Annotated in this window: 20 protein-coding genes and 1 pseudogene; 10 read left to right on the forward strand and 11 right to left on the reverse strand. The window is 72.4% G+C overall.

The genetic code is table 11. From position 1 onward, the window contains the following. From iolC to iolD, 4 genes are read left to right on the forward strand one after another with little or no spacing between them, the layout of a single operon-like run. Complete coding sequence (gene iolC, locus K7862_RS20410) at positions 1-972, forward strand: 5-dehydro-2-deoxygluconokinase (protein ID WP_222964555.1); 972 nt, start codon at positions 1-3, stop codon at positions 970-972. Continuing rightward, on the forward strand, positions 972-1,850 hold the full coding sequence (locus K7862_RS20415) for a Cgl0159 family (beta/alpha)8-fold protein (RefSeq protein ID WP_222964557.1): 879 nt from the start codon (positions 972-974) through the stop codon (positions 1,848-1,850). Before iolC ends, K7862_RS20415 begins: the two co-directional genes overlap by 1 nt. After that, positions 1,847-2,809, forward strand: coding sequence for a 5-deoxy-glucuronate isomerase (gene iolB, locus K7862_RS20420; protein ID WP_222964559.1), 963 nt, complete (start codon positions 1,847-1,849; stop codon positions 2,807-2,809). The genes K7862_RS20415 and iolB overlap by 4 nt, the downstream gene beginning before the upstream one ends. After that, on the forward strand, positions 2,806-4,776 hold the full coding sequence (iolD, locus tag K7862_RS20425; RefSeq protein ID WP_222964561.1) for a 3D-(3,5/4)-trihydroxycyclohexane-1,2-dione acylhydrolase (decyclizing): 1,971 nt from the start codon (positions 2,806-2,808) through the stop codon (positions 4,774-4,776). Before iolB ends, iolD begins: the two co-directional genes overlap by 4 nt. Positions 4,777-4,816: 40 nt before the next feature. Here iolD and K7862_RS20430 read toward each other — a convergent pair whose 3' ends face one another. After that, positions 4,817-5,476 carry a GNAT family N-acetyltransferase gene (locus tag K7862_RS20430; protein ID WP_222964563.1) on the reverse strand — a complete coding sequence of 220 codons (660 nt, stop codon included), beginning with the start codon at positions 5,474-5,476 and terminating at the stop codon, positions 4,817-4,819. A 146-nt stretch (positions 5,477-5,622) separates the two neighbouring features. On the opposite strand from K7862_RS20430, the gene K7862_RS20435 reads away from it, so the two are divergent. From K7862_RS20435 to K7862_RS20450, 4 genes are all read left to right on the forward strand, one after another. Next, a complete protein-coding gene (locus K7862_RS20435) occupies positions 5,623-6,168 on the forward strand; it encodes a dihydrofolate reductase family protein (RefSeq protein WP_222964565.1) in 546 nt (181 codons plus the stop codon). Positions 6,169-6,293: 125 nt separating this feature from the next. Then, complete coding sequence (locus K7862_RS20440; protein ID WP_222964567.1) at positions 6,294-6,800, forward strand: SigE family RNA polymerase sigma factor; 507 nt, start codon at positions 6,294-6,296, stop codon at positions 6,798-6,800. Positions 6,801-6,802: 2 nt separating this feature from the next. Beyond that, positions 6,803-7,462 carry a hypothetical protein gene (locus tag K7862_RS20445; RefSeq protein WP_222964569.1) on the forward strand — a complete coding sequence of 220 codons (660 nt, stop codon included), beginning with the start codon at positions 6,803-6,805 and terminating at the stop codon, positions 7,460-7,462. Positions 7,463-7,712: 250 nt separating this feature from the next. Then, on the forward strand, positions 7,713-7,949 hold the full coding sequence (locus K7862_RS20450) for a Uma2 family endonuclease (protein ID WP_262413515.1): 237 nt from the start codon (positions 7,713-7,715) through the stop codon (positions 7,947-7,949). Positions 7,950-8,048: 99 nt separating this feature from the next. Here the strand turns inward: K7862_RS20450 and K7862_RS20455 are convergent, their stop codons facing one another. The 4 genes from K7862_RS20455 to K7862_RS20470 all read right to left on the reverse strand — a co-directional run bounded on the left by K7862_RS20455 (position 8,049) and on the right by K7862_RS20470 (position 12,518). Then, on the reverse strand, positions 8,049-8,975 hold the full coding sequence (locus tag K7862_RS20455) for a carbohydrate ABC transporter permease (RefSeq protein WP_222964571.1): 927 nt from the start codon (positions 8,973-8,975) through the stop codon (positions 8,049-8,051). Next, complete coding sequence (locus K7862_RS20460; RefSeq protein ID WP_262413498.1) at positions 8,962-10,098, reverse strand: carbohydrate ABC transporter permease; 1,137 nt, start codon at positions 10,096-10,098, stop codon at positions 8,962-8,964. Before K7862_RS20460 ends, K7862_RS20455 begins: the two co-directional genes overlap by 14 nt. Then, positions 10,088-11,344 (reverse strand): sugar ABC transporter substrate-binding protein, encoded by a 1,257-nt coding sequence (locus tag K7862_RS20465; protein WP_222964573.1) that lies wholly within the window; start codon positions 11,342-11,344, stop codon positions 10,088-10,090. The genes K7862_RS20460 and K7862_RS20465 overlap by 11 nt, the downstream gene beginning before the upstream one ends. A 142-nt stretch (positions 11,345-11,486) precedes the next feature. Further along, positions 11,487-12,518 carry a LacI family DNA-binding transcriptional regulator gene (locus K7862_RS20470; protein WP_222964575.1) on the reverse strand — a complete coding sequence of 344 codons (1,032 nt, stop codon included), beginning with the start codon at positions 12,516-12,518 and terminating at the stop codon, positions 11,487-11,489. Positions 12,519-12,692: 174 nt separating this feature from the next. Here K7862_RS20470 and K7862_RS20475 point away from each other — a divergent pair, with 174 nt between their 5' ends. After that, entirely contained in the window at positions 12,693-14,831 is a 2,139-nt protein-coding gene (locus tag K7862_RS20475) for an amylo-alpha-1,6-glucosidase (protein WP_308012085.1), read from the forward strand. A 17-nt stretch (positions 14,832-14,848) separates the two neighbouring features. Here the strand turns inward: K7862_RS20475 and K7862_RS20480 are convergent, their stop codons facing one another. From K7862_RS20480 to K7862_RS20495, 4 genes are all read right to left on the reverse strand, one after another. After that, on the reverse strand, positions 14,849-15,169 hold the full coding sequence (locus K7862_RS20480) for a carboxymuconolactone decarboxylase family protein (RefSeq protein ID WP_222964579.1): 321 nt from the start codon (positions 15,167-15,169) through the stop codon (positions 14,849-14,851). 374 nt (positions 15,170-15,543) lie between these two features. After that, positions 15,544-16,311 carry a glucose 1-dehydrogenase gene (locus K7862_RS20485; RefSeq protein WP_222964581.1) on the reverse strand — a complete coding sequence of 256 codons (768 nt, stop codon included), beginning with the start codon at positions 16,309-16,311 and terminating at the stop codon, positions 15,544-15,546. 25 nt (positions 16,312-16,336) lie between these two features. Beyond that, positions 16,337-16,747: a (R)-mandelonitrile lyase gene (locus K7862_RS20490; protein WP_222964583.1), complete on the reverse strand. Its 411-nt coding sequence runs from the start codon at positions 16,745-16,747 to the stop codon at positions 16,337-16,339. Positions 16,748-16,816: 69 nt separating this feature from the next. Continuing rightward, positions 16,817-17,833 carry a zinc-dependent alcohol dehydrogenase family protein gene (locus K7862_RS20495; RefSeq protein WP_222964585.1) on the reverse strand — a complete coding sequence of 339 codons (1,017 nt, stop codon included), beginning with the start codon at positions 17,831-17,833 and terminating at the stop codon, positions 16,817-16,819. 257 nt (positions 17,834-18,090) lie between these two features. Here K7862_RS20495 and K7862_RS20500 point away from each other — a divergent pair, with 257 nt between their 5' ends. Continuing rightward, positions 18,091-19,011, forward strand: a complete 921-nt coding sequence (locus K7862_RS20500; RefSeq protein ID WP_222964587.1) for a helix-turn-helix transcriptional regulator — start codon at positions 18,091-18,093, stop codon at positions 19,009-19,011. Here the strand turns inward: K7862_RS20500 and kdpC are convergent. Together kdpC and K7862_RS20510 are read right to left on the reverse strand one after the other, a co-directional pair. Beyond that, entirely contained in the window at positions 18,983-19,603 is a 621-nt protein-coding gene (kdpC, locus tag K7862_RS20505; protein ID WP_222964589.1) for a potassium-transporting ATPase subunit KdpC, read from the reverse strand. The two genes, K7862_RS20500 and kdpC, sit on opposite strands and share 29 nt — an antisense overlap. A 19-nt stretch (positions 19,604-19,622) precedes the next feature. After that, positions 19,623-19,956: pseudogene (locus K7862_RS20510) on the reverse strand (potassium-transporting ATPase subunit B); the annotation flags it as partial.

Genomic DNA, 19,956 nt, shown 5'->3' on the forward strand with positions numbered 1-19,956 from the left:
GTGGCTCACGACCTCGTCACCATCGGCCGGACCGGCGTCGACATCTATCCCCTCGACTACGGCGTCGGCCTGGAGGAGGTGCGCACCTTCCAGAAGTTCCTGGGCGGCAGCGCCACCAACGTCGCCGTCGCCGCGGCCCGCCACGGTCGCGCCGCCGCCCTCATCACCCGCACCGGCGACGACCCCTTCGGCCGCTACGTGCGCGCCGAGGCGGCCCGCCTCGGCGTCGACCCCGCCCACATCTCGGCCATCACCGGCCCCGGCGGTCCGCCCACCCCGGTCACCTTCTGCGAGGTCTTCCCCCCGGACGACTTCCCGCTGTACTTCTACCGCTACGGCACCGCGCCCGACCTGATGATCGAGCCCGGCGAACTGCCGCTGGACGCCGTCCGCGCGACGGCCGTCTTCTGGGCCACCGTCACCGGCCTGTCCGCGGAGCCCAGCCGTGCCGCCCACTTCGCCGCCTGGCAGGCGCGCGGCCGGCGAGCCACCACCGTCCTCGACCTGGACTACCGGCCGATGTTCTGGGCGGACACCGCGCAGGCCCGCGAGCAGGTCGGCCGGGCGCTGGAGCACGTCACCGTCGCCGTCGGCAACCAGGAGGAGTGCGACGTCGCCGTCGGCGAACGGGACCCGCAGCGCGCCGCCGACGCCCTGCTGGACCGCGGACTCGACCTCGCCGTCGTCAAGCAGGGCCCCCGGGGCGTCCTCGCCGCCACCCGCGACGAGCGCGTCGAGGTGGCGCCCTTCCCCGTCCAGGTCGTCAACGGCCTCGGCGCCGGCGACGCCTTCGGCGGCGCCCTCGTCCACGGCGTGCTCGCCGGCTGGGAACTGCGGCGCGTCATCGAGTTCGCCAACGTGGCCGGCGCCCTCGTCGCCTCCCGCCTCGAGTGCTCGACCGCCATGCCCACGACCGCCGAGGTCGAGGCGGCCCTCACCGCCCGGGTACGCCCCTCCGGGAGGACGGCCTGATGGACGCCGCACAGCTCACCGAGATCCGCGCCCGCGAGCCCGAACGCATCGGCCACGCCTGGCAGAAGCGCGCCCGGCGGCCCCTGCTCGGGGACGACGGCCGGCTGCTCGTCGTCGCCGCCGACCACCCCGCCCGGGGCGCCCTCGGTGTGCGCGGCGACGGACGGGCCATGGCCAGCCGTACCGATCTGCTGGACCGGCTGGCGAGCGCCCTGTCCCGCCCCGGCGTGGACGGTGTGCTCAGCACCCCCGACCTGCTCGAGGACCTGCTGCTGATGGGCGCGCTGGAGGACAAGGTCGTCATCGGCTCGATGAACCGCGGCGGACTGCAGGGCGCCGCCTTCGAGTTCGACGACCGCTTCACCGCCTACACCCCGCAGGCCATCGCCGAGCAGGGACTGGACGGCGGCAAGACCCTCACCCGGATCTGCCTCGGCGACCCCGGCACGGCGGCCACCCTGGAGTCGACCGCGGCCGCCGTCACCGGCCTCGCGAGCCTCGGCCTGATGGCGATGATCGAGCCCTTCCTCTCGGTGCGCGAGCACGGCCGTTCCCGCAACCTGCTCGATCCCGACAGCGTCATCACCTCCGTCCACATCGCCAGTGGCCTCGGTGCGACCAGCGCCCACACCTGGCTCAAACTCCCCGTCGTCGACGAGCTGGACCGGGTACTGGACGCCACCACCCTGCCCACCCTCCTGCTCGGCGGCGACCCGGTGGGCGACCCCCGCGACACCTACGCCTCCTGGGGCGCCGCACTGCGCATCCCCCAGGTGCGCGGGCTGGTCGTCGGGCGCGCCCTGCTCTACCCGCCGGACGGCGACGTGGCCGCCGCGGTGGACATCGCCGCCGACCTCACCCACGGGAGCAGCAGGTGACCGACGAGCCCCGCTGGGTCCTGCCGCACGGCACCGCCGGTGCCGGCGGCTGGGACCTCGCCGTCACCGACGCCCACCCCGGCTGGCACCACACCAGCCTGCACACCGCCCGGTTGAGCGGGCACGACACCCGCACGCTCGCCGCGGACGACTTCGAGCACGTGGTCGTCCCGCTGGCCGGGGCCGTGCACCTCACCGCCGAGACCGACGGCGGCCAGGTGCACCGCATCACGCTCGACGGCCGTCCCGACGTCTTCGCCGGTCCCACGGACGTCGCCTACGTGCCCGCCGGCACCCGCATCACGCTGCGCGCGGCCGGGGACGCCGGCGCCCGGGTCGCCCTCGCCGGCGCTCTGGCGCCCGGCAGCACCGGCCGCGCGGTCCATCACCTGCCCGCCGCCGGCGTGCCCGTCGAGCGGCGCGGCGCCGGCGCCGCCTCGCGCGAGGTGCGCAACTTCGGCACGCCCGCGGTGCTCGACGCGGAGTCGGTCATCGCCTGCGAGGTCGTCACCCCGGCGGGAAACTGGAGTTCCTGGCCCCCGCACAAGCACGACACCGAACGGCCGGGGGAGGAGACCGCGCTGGAGGAGATCTACTACTTCGAGACGCTGGCCACCGACCCGCGCTGCACCGACCCGGTCGGCTACCAGCGCGTCTACGCCTCCAGGCCGGACCGACCGGTCGACGTGCTCGCCGAGGTGCGCACCGGCGACGTCGTGCTCGTCCCGCACGGCTGGCACGGGCCGTCGGCGGCCGCGCCCGACGCCCACCTGTACTACCTCAACGTCATGGCCGGTCCGGGCCCCGAGCGGGCCTGGCTGATCTGCGACGACCCCGCGCACGCCTGGGTCCGCGAGACCTGGCCGGACCAGCCGTTCGACTCGCGGCTGCCGCTCACCCGCCGGGCGGTCCCCGGACCGCACCCGGACCCGGCCCCCACGACGGAGGAGACGGAATGAGCACCACGCAGGCCGCGACGGTGCGGCTGACGGTGGCCCAGGCGACGGCCCGGTTCCTGGCCGCCCAGTGGTCGGAGCGGGACGGGGAGCGCCGCCGGTTCTTCGCCGGCGTCTTCGGCATCTTCGGCCACGGCAACGTGGCCGGCTTCGGGCAGGCGCTGCTCCAGATGGAGCAGGACGCCGACGGCCGTTCGCCGCTGCCGTACGTCCTGGCCCGCAACGAGCAGGCCATGGTCCACACGTCCGTCGCCTACGCGCGCCAGCGGGACCGGCTGGAGGCCTGGGCCTGCACCGCCTCCATCGGGCCCGGGTCCACCAACATGCTGACCGGCGCCGCGCTCGCCACCATCAACCGCATCCCGGTGCTGCTCCTGCCCTCCGACACCTTCGCCACCCGCGTGAGCGCGCCGGTCCTGCAGGAGCTGGAACAGCCGTACGCCGCCGACCTCAGCGTCAACGACGCCTTCCGGCCCCTCTCACGCTTCTTCGACCGGGTCAGCCGTCCCGAGCAGTTGCCGGCGGCGCTGCTCGGCGCGATGCGCGTGCTCACCGATCCCGCGGACACCGGCGCCGCCACCATCTCGCTGCCGCAGGACGTGCAGGCCGAGGCCCACGACTGGCCGGTGGAGCTCTTCGCCCCGCGCACCTGGCACATCGCCCGTCCGCCGGCGGAGACCGCCCTGGTCCGGGCCGCGGCCGGACTCGTGCGCGGCGCCCGGCGCCCGATGCTCGTGGCCGGCGGCGGCGTCCACTACTCCGCCGCGGAGGACGCGCTGCGTGCCTTCGCCGAGGCGACCGGCATTCCCGTCGGCGAGACGCAGGCAGGCAAGGGCTCCCTGCCGCACGGCCACCCGCGGCTGATGGGCGCGGTCGGCTCCACCGGCACCACCGCGGCCAACGCCCTGGCCCGCGAGGCCGACCTCGTCATCGGTGTCGGCACCCGCTGGAGCGACTTCACCACCGCCTCCCGCACGGCCTTCCAGCAGCCCGGCGTGCGGTTCGTCAACATCAACGTGGCGGCCTTCGACGCGGGCAAACACGCGGGACTGGCCCTGGTGGGCGACGCCCGCGAGGCGTTGACGGCCCTGACCGCGGCCTTGGCCGGCCACCGCGTGCCGGACGGCTACGAGCAGCAACAGGCCGGGCTGTGGAGCGCGTGGGACGCCGCCGTGGAGGCCGCCTACCACCCGGACGCCACGGTCACCGACCGTCTCGCCGAGGGCGTCCTCACCCAGTCCACCGTGCTGGGCTGCGTCAACGAACTCTCCGATCCGCGCGACGTCGTGCTGTGCGCGGCCGGTTCGATGCCCGGCGACCTGCACAAGCTGTGGCGCGTCCGCGACCGCAAGGGCTACCACGTGGAGTACGGCTACTCCTGTATGGGCTACGAGATCCCCGGCGCGATCGGCGCCCGGCTCGCCGACGGCACCCGCGACGTCTTCGCCATGGTCGGCGACGGCGGCTATCTGATGATGCCCACCGAACTCGCCACCGCCGTTCAGGAACGCGTCAAGATCATCGTCGTGCTGGTGCAGAACAACGGCTTCCACTCCATCGGTTCGCTCTCGGAGTCCCTGGGCTCCCAGCGGTTCGGCACCCAGTACCGCTACCGCGGCGCCGGCGGCCGACTCGACGGCCCCCGCCTGCCGACCGACCTCGCCGCCAACGCCCGCAGCCTTGGCGCGCACGTCATCGAGGCGCACTCCCGCAAGGACCTGGAGTCCGCGATCGCCGAGGCCAAGGCGTGGCCGGCCGACGGCGGTCCCGTGGTCATCCACGTCGAGACCGATCCGCGGGTGTCCTCGCCCGACAGCGCGAGCTGGTGGGACGTCCCGGTCAGCCAGGCGGCCACCCTCGAGACCACGCGGGCGGCACACGGGGAGTACGTCCGGCACAAGGCCGGGCAGCGACCGCTGATCGCTCCCGCGCCGCCGGCGGACGAGCCGGACCCCGGCGCATCCTCGTAAGGCCGTCGCGCACCGTGCGGGGCAGGGCCGTCCCCGCCCGTCAGGCCCCCGGGACGGAGTCGAGACCGAGGACGGGCAGGCACTCCTCGACGCCGGTCAGCTCGATGTCGTCCCGGCGGACCCGTTCCCACGCGTCACGCGTGAGCCGCCACTGCTGGATCCGCCCGGGCTCGCCCCGGCGGGTGTCCCAGTCCGTGCCGTTCGGTTCGTAGCCCAGGGCCTGGGAGATGCGGTTGGACGCCGCGTTGTCGACGAAGGCGTCGCTGCCGGCCTCGCGTGCGCCCATCCCGGCGAACGCCAGGTGCAGGATCGCGGCCCGCATCTCCTTGCCGAGCCCCTGTCCACGGCTGCCGGGCGCCAGCCACGAGAAACTGGACACCGTGCCGAACCGCGTGAAGTTCCGGCCGACCAAGTCCTGCATGCCGACCGGTTCGCCGTCGACGAGCACGGCGAAATACAGCCGCCACGCGTCTGGGCTCACCCGGGAACGGCCACCCCAGATACTGCGCAGCCACCGCCATTCCCGTTCCGGGTTGTCCGCGTAGAACGAGATCGGGTCGTCGAACGGCCACGGCTCGGCGTCGGCGATCCCGGCGCGCACGAGCGGCACGAGACGTTCCAGCAGGTCGTCGGACGCGCCGGCCAGCGTCAGGCGCGGCGTGCGGACTGCGACGTTCAGCGGGGGATAGGTGTGAGCCACGCCCGGGACGGTAGCCAGTCCGTCCGGCCGCCGCATCCGGTTTTCGCCGGCCGCCGACAGGGCGGTCCGCGGTCCGGGCCGCCGATGAGTTTCGGTGCTCCGGCCGGTCAACCAGCCACATCGAGACCGAGCGGAAGGTGCGGGGCGTGCGAAAGACCGTGGTGTACGAGCTGGTGTCCCTCGACGGGGTCGCCGAGGACCCGGACAGCTTCTTCGACGAGTGGGACGACGTGGTGGACGCCCACCTCGCCTCGGTGATCGCGACTCAGGACGCCGTCGTGCTCGGACGCCGCAGCTACACCCAGTGGGCGCGGTTCTGGCCCACCAGCGACATCGAGCCCTTCGCGACCTTCATCAACGGGGTCACCAAGTACGTCGCGACGTCGACGCCCCTCGACGCGGATTGGGCCGAGGCGACGGCGGTCGACGGTGAACTGGTCGGCTTCGTGCGGAATCTCAAGGAGCAGCCCGGAGGCGACATCGGCGTCCATGCGAGCATCTCGGTCGCGCAGGCACTGCTGACGGCCGGCGTCGTCGACGAACTCCGGCTCGTCGTGGCCCCGAGGGTCGCCGCCGGCGGCCGCCGCCTCCTGGACGGCCTGCCGCCGCTGCGGCTCGAAGCGGTCAGCAGCGAACTCTCCCCGACCGGCTACCTGCTTCTCGACTACCGCGTCACGGGACGGAACAGCTGACGCTGTGACCGACGCAGCTGGGTCAGCTGATCGGGCCGTTCCCGGCGACGACCGGCCTGCGGCATGCTGCCGGGAGCACGGGAGCAGCAGGTAAGTGCTGGGGGACCCCGGAGCGTATAGGGGGTGTGAAGCAGCTGGAGTTCAAGGAGTTCTACCGAGCCAGCCGGGATGTCTGCCTGCGGGCGGTCCTGGTGAGTGTGGGCGACAGGCAGCTCGCCGAGGACCTGGTGGCCGAGGCGTTCACCCGCGCCTGGGCGTCCTGGCCGAAGGTCAGCCGGCATCCGGCGCCGCGCGCGTGGATCGTGCGCACCGCGCTCAACACCCGGGTGTCCTGGTGGCGGCGGAAGCGGAAGGAGATCGGGCTGGAGGACGGCACGCCCGACGTGCCCGATCCGCGCGAAGCCGAGCCCGGCCTGGACCCCGGCCTGCTCGCCGTGCTGCGTCAACTGCCGCAACGGCAGCGGGAAGTGATCGCACTGCGCGTCTTCCTCGATCTGGACACCCGGGCCACGGCCAGGGCGCTCGGGATCGCGGAAGGCACCGTCACCGCCCACTTGTCGCGCGCCGTGGCGGCGTTGCGCGAACAGCTCGTCGCCGTCGACGACGGCACCCCCAACGACCAGGAGGTCTGACCATGAACGACCACGATGTGCTCGACGCACTGAGGAACTCGTTCGACGACATCACCATGTCCACGCCGGTGGAGCGCATCGAGGCGGCCGGCAGCGCCCGGCGCAACCGGCGCCGTCTCGTGGGCACCGCCGGGGTCGCGGCCGCAGCGGCCCTCGCGATCGGTGTGCCCGTCCTGATCAACCCCTCGACGGCTCCGCCGTCGGCCGGCGACAGCACCGGCGCGGGCTCGGTGCACATCCAGACGGCCGCCTACACCGTCGACACGAAGACGGACGGCACGCTCGTCGCCACCTGGGACAAGGCCGCCTACTTCAGCGACCACAAGGGGCTGGAGAAGGCGCTGCACCGGGCCGGGTTCCCGGTCGTGATCAAGGAGGGCGTGTTCTGCAAGGGGCCGCACGACGACGGGAGGCTGAGCCCCAGCGGGTCGGGGCCCGGGGTCTCGGACGTCATGAAGGGCGGGAGGGGCCATGACGGCAGGGTGACCTTCACGTTCTACCCCGCGGCCATGCCGGCAGGGAAGCAACTGTTCATCGGCTACCTCAACGATGCGCAACTGGCCTCGGTCCACATGAACCCCGGCTCGGTGGAGCGGATCGTCCCGGCGACCGGCCCCCTGACGTGCACGAGCACGCCGCCGCCTGAGCACCACTACAACTGACCGCAGCGCGCGGCCCGGCCGGGCGGATCCCCCGACCGGGCCGGCCGACAGCCGGCGGACCGGCTGGGTCGTGTCCATCCGAGTCGCCGGAGGCCGCGGTGCTATGACCACGTGACACATTGGGTGCGGGGGTGGAAACACGGGAAGCGGCCTACCGGCGGCTGCGCGAGTACGCGGCGCACCTCACGCCGCCGCCCTGCTCCGACCGGTTCGAGATCAGCGGCAACACCATCGTGACGATCTGGTCGTCCTGCCCTTCGCGGCCACGGATACCGACGACGCTTTCTCCGCCGATGCGGTCGAACTCGCGGTGGAGATCGTCTCTCCGTCGAACCCGGAGAACGACTACCAGGACAAGATCCGCGATTATCCGGCGATGGGCATCCCTCATTACCTGATCATCGATCCGCGCAACGGGACAGCCCATCACCACTGGCGCATCGTCACCGACTACGGACGCCCTGCCTACGACAATCATCTCGCTTAGGTGTTCGGCGACAAGATCACGGTGGGCGACTGGATCATCGACACGCAGGGGCTTCCCCGCTACGGAGGCGGGGACGCATGACCCCGGGCGGAGCAGCGGTCACTCCTTGACCGAGTCCGCGTTGGCACCGCGGACGAAGTACCGCTGGAAGCAGAAGAACAGGACCGCCACCGGCAGGGTGGACAGCAGGGCGGCGGCCAGCTTCAGCGGGTACTGGGTGCCTCCGCCGAGCCCGCCGGAGACGAAATGGGCGAGGCCCGTGGTCAGCGTGTCGTAGCGACTGGACTGCGTGGACACCAGGAAGTGCGTGAACTCGTTCCACGACCCCTGGAAGGACAGCACGGTCAGCGTGATGAGCGAGGGCCGGGACATGGGGAGTACGACGGACCAGAAGGTCCGCAGCACGCCGGCCCCGTCGATGCGGGCGGCCTCCTCGATCTCGCGCGGCACCGACTCGAAGAACTGCTTCATGATGAAGACGCCGCCCGCGTCGACGAGCAGCGGCGTGATCATCCCGCCGTAGCTGTCGAACATCCCGAACTCCTTGAGGACCAGGAACTTCGGGATCAGCAGCACGACCGGGGGCACGGACATCGCGGCCAGCAGGAACACGAAGAGCGTTCTGCGTCCGGGAAATCGCAGCCTGGCCAGCGCGTACCCGGCCATCGAGTCGAACGCCACCCGCCCCGACGTCACCACCACGGTGACGAACGCCGAGTTCCCCAGCCAGCGCAGGAACGGCACGCTCTCGGCGGTCCCGCTCAGGCCGAACAGCCGCCGGTACGCCTCGACGGTCGGCTCGGCGGAGAACAACGACATCGGGTGGGCGGCCGCGGCCGGATCCGTCTTGAAGCTGGTGGCCAGCTGGATCAGGAACGGCAGCAGGTAGAGCAACGCGAAGGCGCACAGCGCGAGATAGCCGGCGACCCGCGCCGGACGGGGGAAGCGCCCCAGGACCGGCCGCTCGCCGGCCGGAGCGTTCCCGCCCCTGACGCCGCGGCCCTCGACTCGGTCAGCGACTGCCACGGACCCGCACCCCCCTCGTCACCGCTTTCGTGCCGCGTTCCCGCAGCACCCACCGCTGCAGTCCGGCCAGCGGCAGGATGATCGCCAGCAGGATGAACGCGATGGCCGCGCCGTGACCGTAGTCGGAGTTGTCGAAACCGGAGGAGTACGACAGATACGCGGGGGTGAGGGTGGTGTTGCCGGGCGCCCCCTTCCCCATCACGTACACCTGGTCGAAGACCTGCCAGGTGGCGATCAGCCCGAGCGTCAGCACCAGGAACAGCACCGGCCGCAGCGCGGGCAGGGTGACGTGCCGCAGCAACTGGCGCCGGTTCACCCCGTCCAGGGCGGCCGCCTCCTCGAGATTGCGGGGGATGTCCTGCAGCGCGGCGAGGAAGATCAGCATGAACGTGCCCGACGTCGTCCACACCGACAGCAGGATCAGGGTGCACAGGGCCACCGAGGGGCCGGAGAACCAGTCTGCCCAGGACAGCCCCAGCACGCCGTGCCGTGCCAGCGGACCGCCCGGATGGTCGCGATCGGTGAGGCCGAGGTTCCCCAGGACCAGCCACACGACACCGCGGGGATCGGCGAACCAGTTGGGGCCCTTCACGCCCACCCACGACAGCATGCGGTTGATCGAGCCGCTGCCCTGAAAGAGGAACAGGAACACGGTCGACACGGCGATGGAGCTGGTCACGGAGGGGAAGTAGAAGATGGTGCGTGCCGCACCGCGTCCGCGGAGCATCCGCTGGTTCACGGTGATGGCCAGGCCCAGCGCCAGCATCGTCTGCAGGGGCACGGTGAGCAGCACGTAGTACGCGGTGTTCCGCAGCGAGGTGGCGAACAGCGTCCGCGTCAGGCCGTCCTGGCCGAGCAGGTCACGGTAGTTGCGCAGGCCGACGAAGTCGGCGTGGGCGGTGAACGGGTCGGACTGCCCGTCCCAGTGCAGCAGGCTGACCCACAGCGCCATGAGGATCGGCAGCACCATGAACAGGCCGAGCACCACCACCATGGGCGTGACGAACAGCCAGCCCCACGCCCCCTCGCGCATCCTGTCCCGCAAGGGCCCGCGGCCGGTGACCGGCGCCGGCCGCTGCGGTCCGGCCGGCGCCGGGGTGGTCACCAGGGTGCTACTGGGCATTCTTCAGCACCTGTCCGCCGTTGCGCTGCAGCCCGCCGAGGATCTTCGCCGGCGTGCTGGTGCGCAGCGTCTGCAGGTCGGTGTTGAACTGGGCGAGCACCTGGTTGAACCCGGCGATGGTCACCGGGCGCTGGGCGTAGCCGATGCCCTCGACCCACGCCTTGGCCGCGGGGTACTTCTGGGCGTAGGTGGCGAGCGCGTCCGTCCGGGACGGCATGACGCCGAACGCGTCCGCGAACGAGAGCTGCTGCTTCGCCGACGTCAGGTAGCGGACCAGGTCCACCGCGGCCTTCTGGTGTCCGCTCTTGGCCGCCACGCCCCAGCAGTTGCTGAACACCAGCGTGCCCTTGCCCGCCGGACCGGCCGGCAGCGGGACCACCTTGTAGGCGACGCCGGGGTAGTCGGCCTTCATGGCGCCCTGCAGCCAGTTGCCCTCGATGGTCATCGCGGCCTTCTTCTTGCCCAGCGCCTCGCCGCCCCAGCCGGCGTCGACGTCCGAGGCGTACTTCAGCGAGCCGTTGGCCATCATGGACTTGACGAACGTGAGCGCCTTGGTGTTCGCCGCGCTGTCGGCCGTCATGGCCGTCTGGTCGGGGTTGGTGATCCAGCCGCCGGCCTCCTTCATCAGGGCGCCGATCCGCTGGTAGTCGGGCGTGGTCACCAGCCCGGTCACGCCGCCCTTGGTCAGCTTGGCCGCGTCGTCGGCCAACTGCTGCCACGTGGTGGGGTAGTCGGCGGCGGTCAGTCCCGCCTGCTGCCACAGCGTGGTGTTGATCGCGAGCCCGAGCGTCGAGCTGTCCTTGGGAAGGCAGACGAGTTTGCCGCCGTACGAGAAGGAGTCGCGCAGGGTGCCGGAGAAGGCCGAGGCGTCGGATATCTGGTCGCCGTAGGCGTAGAGGGAGCCGCCCTTGGCGTAGTTGGCGAACTGGTCGGAGTTGACGTAGAAGACGTCCGGCGGCTTGTTGCCCGCGAAGGCCTGGCCGAGCTGCTGGTTGATGTCGCTGGCGAGCTGCACCGTGACCGTGTCGCCGGTCTGCTTGGCCCAGGCGGCGGTGGCCTGTTTGACGGCGGCGGTCTCGGCGTCACCGGATGTGGCGATCATCACCGAGAGGCTCTGCCGTCCGCTCGACGACTGCTTCGGCGCCGAGGAGTCGAAACCGCCGGAGGACGAGCAGCCGGTGACGGTGAGCAGGACGGCGGCGGCGCACGCGGCCGCCGCGACGCAGAGCGAGCGTGGATCGGACATGCGGGATCTCCTGACGTGTGCGGGTGTACGCGGGAGGGGGAGGTGGCGGTGTCCGGTGCTGGGGGAGATGTCGAGGGGACGCGGGTTCGGCGGACGGGGGTTCGGCGGACGGGAGTTCGGAGACGGCGGCGGGGGAGCGAGGTCAGACGCTGTCGCGGACGATCAGCTCGGGCGGGAGCAGGACGTGCTCGGCCTCCCGCTGGACCCCGTTGAGCCGGTCCAGCAGCAGGCGCATGCACTCCCGGCCGACCGCCTCGATCGGCTGGGCGAGGCTGGAGAGCGAGGGCCAGAGCATGGTGGCGACCGGGGAGTCGTCGAATCCGACCACCGCCACGTCCGTACCGGGCGTACGGCCACGCCGGTGCAGCGCCTGATAGCACCCGGCGGCGAGGGCGTCGCTCGCCGCGACGACCGCGGTCACCCCGCCGTCGAGCAGCCGGTCGGCGGCCTGCGAAGCCAGGGCGAGGTCGGTCGGGGTCTCCACCCGCCGGTTCCGCACCGGCAGGCCCAGGTCGCGCATGGCGTCGTGCCAGCCCTGGGCGCGGTCGTCACCGGCCCCCGAGCCCTTGGGCCAGCCCAGGAAACCGATGTCGCGGTGGCCCAGTGCCGCCAGGTGACGCACGGCGGCTGCGGTGCCGGCCGCTCCGTCGATGTCGACCCAGTCACCGACGTCCCTTCCGGTCCAGGTCCGTCCGAAGGCGACGAACGGCACGCCCTTCTTGTGCAGCCAGGCCTGCCGCCGGTCGCCGCGGTGGGTGCCGCTCAGCACGAAGCCGTCCGCGCCCTGCTCGTCCAGGAGTTGCTGGTAGCGCTCCAGTTCCTCGTCGGGCGGGGCGGAGAACAGGACCACGCGGTAGCCGGCCTGGTCGGCCGCGTCGGAGATCGCGTGCAGGAACTCGTCGAGCACGGGGGTGGCCACGCCCCCGAGGCTCGGCCGGATGCCGTAGCCGATCAGTCTGCTGGCCCGGGTGCGCAGCGCCTGGGCGGCGCGGTGCGGACGGTAGTTGAGCTCGTCGATCGCCCGCCGTACCCGCTCCAGCGTCTGGGGGCGCAGCAGTTCGGGGGAGTTGATCGCGTTGGAGACCGTCTGGCGGGCCACACCCGCCCGGGCGGCGACCATCTCCAGGGTCACCGTCGCGGCCGCCTTCGGCGGTGGGGAAGGGCTTGCGGGCATCGGCACGTCCCGGTTCGTGGGGGTCCTGCGGGTATCCGTCCATAGGTCAGGCCACAGTTCATGCGATCGCTCCTCCTTGGAGCGATCCAAATACTTCCGTCACCCCCCTTGCCAGCGGACCTCGGTTCTTGGAACGCTCCAAAAACGGCTTCGATGGCAGAGAGGATCGGCCTCGTGGAAGCAACTGTCAAGGCTCACGGCGACTTCGCCGGGGGACAGTCGGTACCAGGGCTGCAACCGTTCCTCCACGACGCGCACCTGTCGCTCGCCGCGCCGAGCCTGTGCGCGTCGGGTCCCGACGGGGCGCTGCGCGGCGGGGCCGACGGCTTCTACCACGGCGACCGCCGTGTGCTGTCGCGCCTGGAAGCCGCCGTCGAGGCGGTGCCCGTGGTGCCCATCGGCGCGGCCACCGGTCCCGAGGGGGACGTGGTGTTCCGCGCCGTGCTGCGCGGTCTGGCGGAACAGACCCCCGACCCGGCGGTGGTCCTGGAGCGCAGCCGGGCCGTGTCACCGGGCCGGCTCACCGAGCGGTACACGGTCCGCAACGCGGGCGGCCGCACCGCGCGGCTGCGCCTCAGCCTGAGTGCCGCGAGCGACCTGGCCACCATGGAGCAGGTCAAGTCGGGCCGGCCCGCCGCCCCCGTCAGCCCGCGGACCGGGCCGGGAGAGGCCCGCTGGAGCGACGGTGCCATCAGCGGCACCCTGACCCTGAACCCCGGCCCCGACGAGCAGCTGACGGGCCCGGACGGCACCGTGACCATGGCCTACCTCATCGAGGTGCCGCCCGGCACCACCTGGCACGCCGAACTGCGCTGCGACGCCGAGCACCGCGACGGCGACCTCTTTCCCGCTCCGCCCAAGGCCACCCGGTGGTGGAGCGCACCCGAGGTGACCGGTCCCGACCGCCGCCTGGCGCACTGGATTTCGCGCTCCGACCGGGACCTGTTCCGCCTGGTGCTCAGCGACCCGCTCCAGCCGGAGGACGTGTTCCTCGCCGCGGGCGCCCCCTGGTACCTCACCCTCTTCGGCCGCGACGCCCTCTGGTCGGCCCGCATGCTGCTGCCGCTCGGCACCGACGTCGCGGCCGGCACGCTGCGCACCCTCGCCCGCCGGCAGGGAACCGCCCACGTGCCCGCCACCGAGGAGCAGCCGGGCAAGATCCTGCACGAGGTCCGCCGCGACGAGCCGGCACCCGACGGGACCACGTCTTTGCCGCCGTCGTACTACGGCACCGCCGACGCCACCCCCCTGTGGCTGATCCTGCTGTACGACGCCTGGCGCTGGGGCATGCCCGAGAGCGAGGTGGCGGCGCTGCTGCCGCACGCAGAAGCCGCGTTGAACTGGATGGAGCACTGTGCCGACGCGGACGGCGACGGCTTCCTGGAGTACGCCGACAGCTCCGGCGCGGGGCTGTCCAACCAGGGGTGGAAGGACTCGTCCGACGGCATCCGGTTCCGCGACGGCCGCCCCGCCCTCGCGCCGATCGCCCTGAGTGAGGTGCAGGCCTACGCGCACGAGGCCGCGGTCAAGGCAGCCGCTCTGCTCGACGCGTTCGCGCGGCCGGGCGGCGAACAGTGGCGGCGGTGGGCGGAGGGGTTGCGGGAGCGCTTCCGCACGCACTTCTGGACCGAGGACGACACGGGGCCGTATCCGGCTGTCGCGCTCGACCGGGACAAGCGCCGGGTGGACTCCGTCGCCTCCAACATGGGCCACCTGCTGGGCACGGGGCTGCTCGGCCCCGAGGAGTCGGCCCGGGTGGCCGGCCGGCTCACGGACGCGGGAGACACCGCGGACGGCGGCATGGACTCCGGCTTCGGCCTGCGCACGCTCGACGCGTCGTCGGCGGGCTTCAACGCCCTCGGCTACCACACCGGTTCGGTCTGGCCGCACGACACCGCGATCGCGGTCCACGGCCTGGCCCGCGCAGGACGCGCCGAAGCCGCGGGCCGGCTCGCCACCGGACTGCTCGGGGCCGCCGAGCAGTTCGGCTACCGGCTCCCCGAACTCTTCGCCGGATATTCTCGTGACCGGCAGAGCCGCCCCGCGCCGTACCCCGCCTCATGCCGCCCGCAGGCCTGGGCCGCCGCGTCCTCCGTCCTCGTCCTGCAGTCGCTCTTCGGCCTGGAGGCCGACGTCCCCGCCCGGCGGCTGCGGCATGCGACCCGTGTCCCGTCCGGCTTCGAGGGCCTGCGCGTGCGGCACCTGAGGATCGGCGGACGGCACTTCGACGTGTCCGCCGATGCCGAAGGCCGCGTGGAGGTGCACGGCCTGGCCGGCTTCACCCTGGTGCCGGTGCACGCGACGGGATGGTGACCGCGGGCGGGCCGCGCTCAGGTCTCGGGCAGCTCCTCAGCCACGGCGATGGCGATCCCGAGCGCCTCGGCGATGTTGCCCGCCGCGGACATCACACGCGCGGTGCCGACCACCGGGGCGATCGCGACGAGGATGTCCTGCAGGTGCTCGGACGTGAGGCCGGTCTGCATGGCGGGGCCGATGTGGGCGGCGTAGGAGATCGCCGGAGCGTCCATCGCGGCCAGCGCCGCGATGCGGGTGAGGATGAGCGTCCGCTCGTCCAGGCCACAGCGTTCGATCGAATCGACGGTCATGGCGGCGAGGGTGTCGAGCACAGGAGTGTCCGTGGATGCGGTCATGATGGGGTCACCTCTTCCGCAGGTCGCCACCGGCCCGCTCCGGGCCGGCACCTGCTGGCCTTCAACTCACCTGGAACCTCTGTCTCCACGGTAGATCCGCGGCCCGCCGGGGCGCCACGCGGGGAACGGCGTCAGGCCGCGCATCCCGAACAGGTTGAGGCTGCACCCTTTGACCTGCACCGGACGGCTACGCCGCCGAGCCTGCCTCCATCGGTGCTTGACAGCGACTCGCCTCTCGGTGGTGACGACCACAAGTGGGTCGCCAACATGGCCGTCGATATCCCGGGAGCCAGGATTGCGGCCGACGCCGTCCTGCCCGAACTACGAGGCGGCCCCGCGATGGCATGCGGAACCGCGCCGGGAGGGCTGCCGTTTCACCGGGCCGTGTAGCCGCCGTCCACGGGGAGGGCCACGCCGACCACGAAGGCAGCGCCGGGGCTGCACAGCCACAGGACGGCCTGGGCCACCTCGTCGGCGGTGCCGAGCCGGCCGATCGGCTGGGCGGCTCCGGCTTCGGCGGGATCCAGTTCCCCCTTCGCGATCATCTCGCTGACCATGGGCGTGTCGATGGTGCCGGGGCAGACGGCGTTGATGCGGACGCCGCGCGGCGCGTATTCGAGGGCGGCGCTGGTGGTCAGGCCGATCACGCCGTGCTTGGTGGAGTGGTAGGAGGCGCGGCCGGCGATGCCGACCAGGCCGCCCAGAGACGAGCAGTTGACGATCGCGCCGCTGCCCTGGACCCGCATGTGACGCAGCTCGTGTTTCATGGACGCCCAGACGCCGCGCAGATTGATCGCGTGGACCTTCTCGAACTGGCCGAAGGGTTCGTCGGCGGCGCCGGTGGGCGGGATCTGGATGCCGGCGTTGTTGTAGGCCATGTCGAGTCGTCCGAAGGCCGCCACCGTTCGGTCGACGGCTGCGGCGACCTGGTCCTCGTCGGTGACGTCGCAGACCAGCGCCAGGGCCTGACAGCCGTCGTCGCCGAGTTGCCGGGCTGCCCGGTCCACGGCTGCCTCGTCGACGTCGGTGAGGGCCACGGCGGCGCCCGAGGCGGCGAAGGCGCGTGCCGCGGCCAGGCCCATCCCGGAGCCGGCACCGGTGACGAAGGCGACGCGGCCGGCGAAGTCGTACGTGGGGTTCATCAGAAGATCTCCTCGCCGGCGGACCTCAGGCGGTGGCCGGTGCAGCGGCGTACTCCTCGTCGGTGACGGGATTCATCCAGTGCACGACGTCGTGGTCGTCGTCACCCTCGTTGATGGCCAGGTGGACCATGAGGCGGTTCGGGGCGGCGCCGTGCCAGTGTTCCTCGTCGGCCTCGAACAGGACGCGGTCGCCGGGCCGGATGACCTCCACCGGTCCGCCGCGCCGCTGGCACAGGCCGATCCCTTCGGTGACGAAGACCGTCTGGCCCAGCGGATGCCGGTGCCAGTGGGTGCGGGCGCCGGGCATGAAGTGCACCAGGTTGGCGGTGACGCGCGACGGGGCCGGCGCCGCCGCCACGGCGTCGATGTAGACGTCGCCGGTGAACCAGTCGGCGGGGCCGTGGACGGTGTCGATCGAGCTGCGGGTGATCTGCACGGTTGCTCCTTGTGCGGCGGTCGGGTCAGGGGGATGGGCAGAGTCGCGGCGTCCGGGCGTGTCGTGGTGTCAGGGCGTGAGGAGGGTCTTGATCGCGCGGCGCTCGTCCATGGCCCGGTAACCCTCCGCGACGTCGTCGAGCGGCAGGGTGAGGTCGAAGACCTTGCCGGGGTCGATCCGGCCCGCCAGCACGCGCTCGATCAGGTCGGGCAGGTAGCGGCGGACGGGGGCCGGGCCGCCGCGCAGGCCGACGTGGGAGAAGAAGAGCTCCTGCCCGTCGACCGCCACCTCGTGGGGGACGCCGACGAAGCCGACGCTACCGCCGGGGCGTGCGCCGTGCAGGGCCTGCCGCATGGCCTCGGCCGTGCCCACGCACTCCAGCACGCTGTCGGCGCCGATACCGCCGGTCAGGTCCTTGATCCGGGCGACACCCTGGTCCCCGCGCTCGGTGACGACGTCGGTGGCGCCGAACTCCCGGGCCAGCTCCTGGCGGGACGCGTGGCGGCTCATGACGATGATCCGCTCGGCCCCCCGCTCCTTGGCGGCGATCACCGCGCACAGCCCGACCGCGCCGTCACCGACGACCAGGGCGGTGGACCCGGGCCCGACCTCGGCGGCGTCGGCGGCCCACCAGCCGGTGCCCATGACGTCGGAGACGGCGAGCAGACCCGGCCAGAACTCCTCTCCCGGCACCTCGTCGGTGGCGACCAGGGTGCCGTGGGCGTTGGGGATGCGGACGTACTCGGCCTGGCAGCTGCTCATGAACTCGCGGTGCAGACAGCTGGACGGGAAGCCGTTGCGGCAGTTCGCGCACGTGTTGTCGGAGGTGGCGAACGAGCCGACCACGAACTGGCCGGGGCGCAGGCCCGTGACCTCCGAGCCGACCTCCTCGACGAAGCCGACGTACTCGTGACCCATCGGGTGCGGGTCACCGATCGGCTCCAGGCCGCGGTAGGGCCACAGGTCCGAGCCGCAGACGCAGGTCACAGCGGTGCGGATGATCGCGTCGGTCGGGTGGACGATCTTCGGGTCCGCCAGGGTCTCGAAGCGGACGTCACGGGGGGCGTGGATCACTGCGCCGCGCATGTCAGGGGTTCCTTCGTCTGCCGATGTCGTGCACGGGTACGTGCACCGGTACGCGCCGAGGCGGGCGGTACCGGGTGTGTCGCGGGACCGCCGCTCAGGGCGGGGTGGGCGGGCGCCGGCCGCCGCCGTTCCCACGGTCGGGCGAGAAGCACCACGCCACCCAGGTAACCGGCTGCCGCGGCGCGTAACGAGTCACCGTCGAAGGGTGTACCGGCAGTACACCCCTGCGGCGGGGCGCGCGACGTACCGTCGAAGGCGTGGACAACCAAGCAGAGGTCCGTGACTTCCTCACCTCGCGACGCGCCAGGATCAGCCCCGAGCGGGCGGGCCTGCCGGCCGGCAGCCGCAGGCGGGTTCCCGGACTGCGCCGCAGCGAAGTCGCGGCCCTGGCCGACATGAGCGTGGAGTACTACGCCAAGCTCGAGCGCGGCAGCCTCGCCGGCGCGTCCCCCGCGGTGCTCGACGCCGTCGCCCGCGCCCTGCAGCTCGACGACGCCGAACGCGCCCACCTGCGCAATCTCGCGCAGGCCGCGGACGGCTCCGACGCCCTCACCCGGCCCCGCCGCCGGTCCTCCCGGTCGTGGACGCCGCACCGCAGCCTGCAGTGGGTGCTGGACGCCGTCACGGCGGGGCCGGCCTTCGTCCGCAACGGCCGGATGGACATCCTCGCCGCCAACCGGCTCGCCCGCCCCTTCTACGCCGACGTGCACGCCCGCCCGGAGAACCACGGCAACCTGGCGCGGTTCAACTTCCTCGACCCGGCCTCACGCCGCTTCTACCCGGACTGGGACCAGGCCGCCGACATGGCGGTGGCCATCCTGCGCACCGAGGCCGGCCGTAATCCGCACGACAAGGACCTGCACGACCTCGTCGGCGAGCTGTGCACCCGCAGCGACGAGTTCCGCACCCGCTGGGGCGCCCACAATGTCCGCCACCACGGCACCGGCACCAAGCGTTTCCACCACCGGGCCGTCGGCGACCTCATCCTCGCCTACGAAGGCCTGGAGATGGCCGCGGAACCCGGCCTCACCCTGACCGTCTACACCGCGGAACCCGGATCCGCCTCCGAGGAACGGCTGCGCCTCCTCGCGTCCTTGACGGCCACCGAGGACGCCGGCCTCGCCGTCGAGCACGGAGCCGGCCGGCCGGTCAGCGGAGGCGGGACAGGGCGTGGTTGAGTTCGACCACATTGACGTGTTCCTGGCCGAGGAAGCCGAGGGACCGGCCCTGGAGGTGAGCGGTGACGAGGCCGCGCACGGCCGAGGGAACCAGGCCGCGGGCCCCGGCGACCCGGTCGACCTGCTCGTAGGCGTAGGCGGGGGAGATGTCGGGGTCGAGCCCTGACCCGCTCGCGGTGAGAGCGTCGACGGGGACGTCCGCGGGCCGCACATGGTCGAACGCGGCGACGGCCGCCCGCCGCTGCTCGACCGACGCGATGAGCCGGTCGTTGTTCGGGCCCAGGTTGGAGGCGCCCGAGGCCAGCGGGTCGTAGCCGCCGGCGGACGGCCGGGGCTGGAACCATGCCGGGTCGGGCGGCGCGGGGCTCCGGCCCTTGTCCGGCGGCAGGTCGAAGGACTGCCCGAGCAGGCCGGAGGCGACCACCCTGCCGTTCTGGCGGATCAGCGAGCCGTCGGCGCGGTGGCCGAATGCGGCCTCGGCGATACCGGTGACGGCGAGCGGGTACGCGACGCCGGTGACGACGGTCAGGACCAGCAGCAACCGCAGGGCAGCGACGTGCCGCCGGACCAGGGGCCTCAGAGTGCCGGACATCGGATCGCTCCCTTTGCGGTCAGCGCAGGCCGGGGATGAACTGGATGATCAGGTCGATGATCTTGATGCCGGCGAACGGGGCGACGAGGCCACCGAGCCCGTAGATCCCGATGTTGCGGTTGAGCAACGCGGCCGCGGAGGCGGGCCGGTAGCGGACGCCGCGCAGGGCCAGCGGGATCAGCGCGATGATGATCAGGGCGTTGAAGATGATCGCCGAGGCGATCGCCGACGTGGGGCTGTGCAACTTCATGATGTTGAGCTTGTCCAGGCCCGGGTACACGCCCGCGAACATCGCGGGGATGATGGCGAAGTACTTGGCGACGTCGTTGGCGATGGAGAAGGTGGTCAGCGCT

It is taken from the genome of Actinacidiphila acidipaludis (assembly GCF_019890725.1).
In the GTDB taxonomy this organism is placed as follows: domain Bacteria; phylum Actinomycetota; class Actinomycetes; order Streptomycetales; family Streptomycetaceae; genus Actinacidiphila; species Actinacidiphila acidipaludis.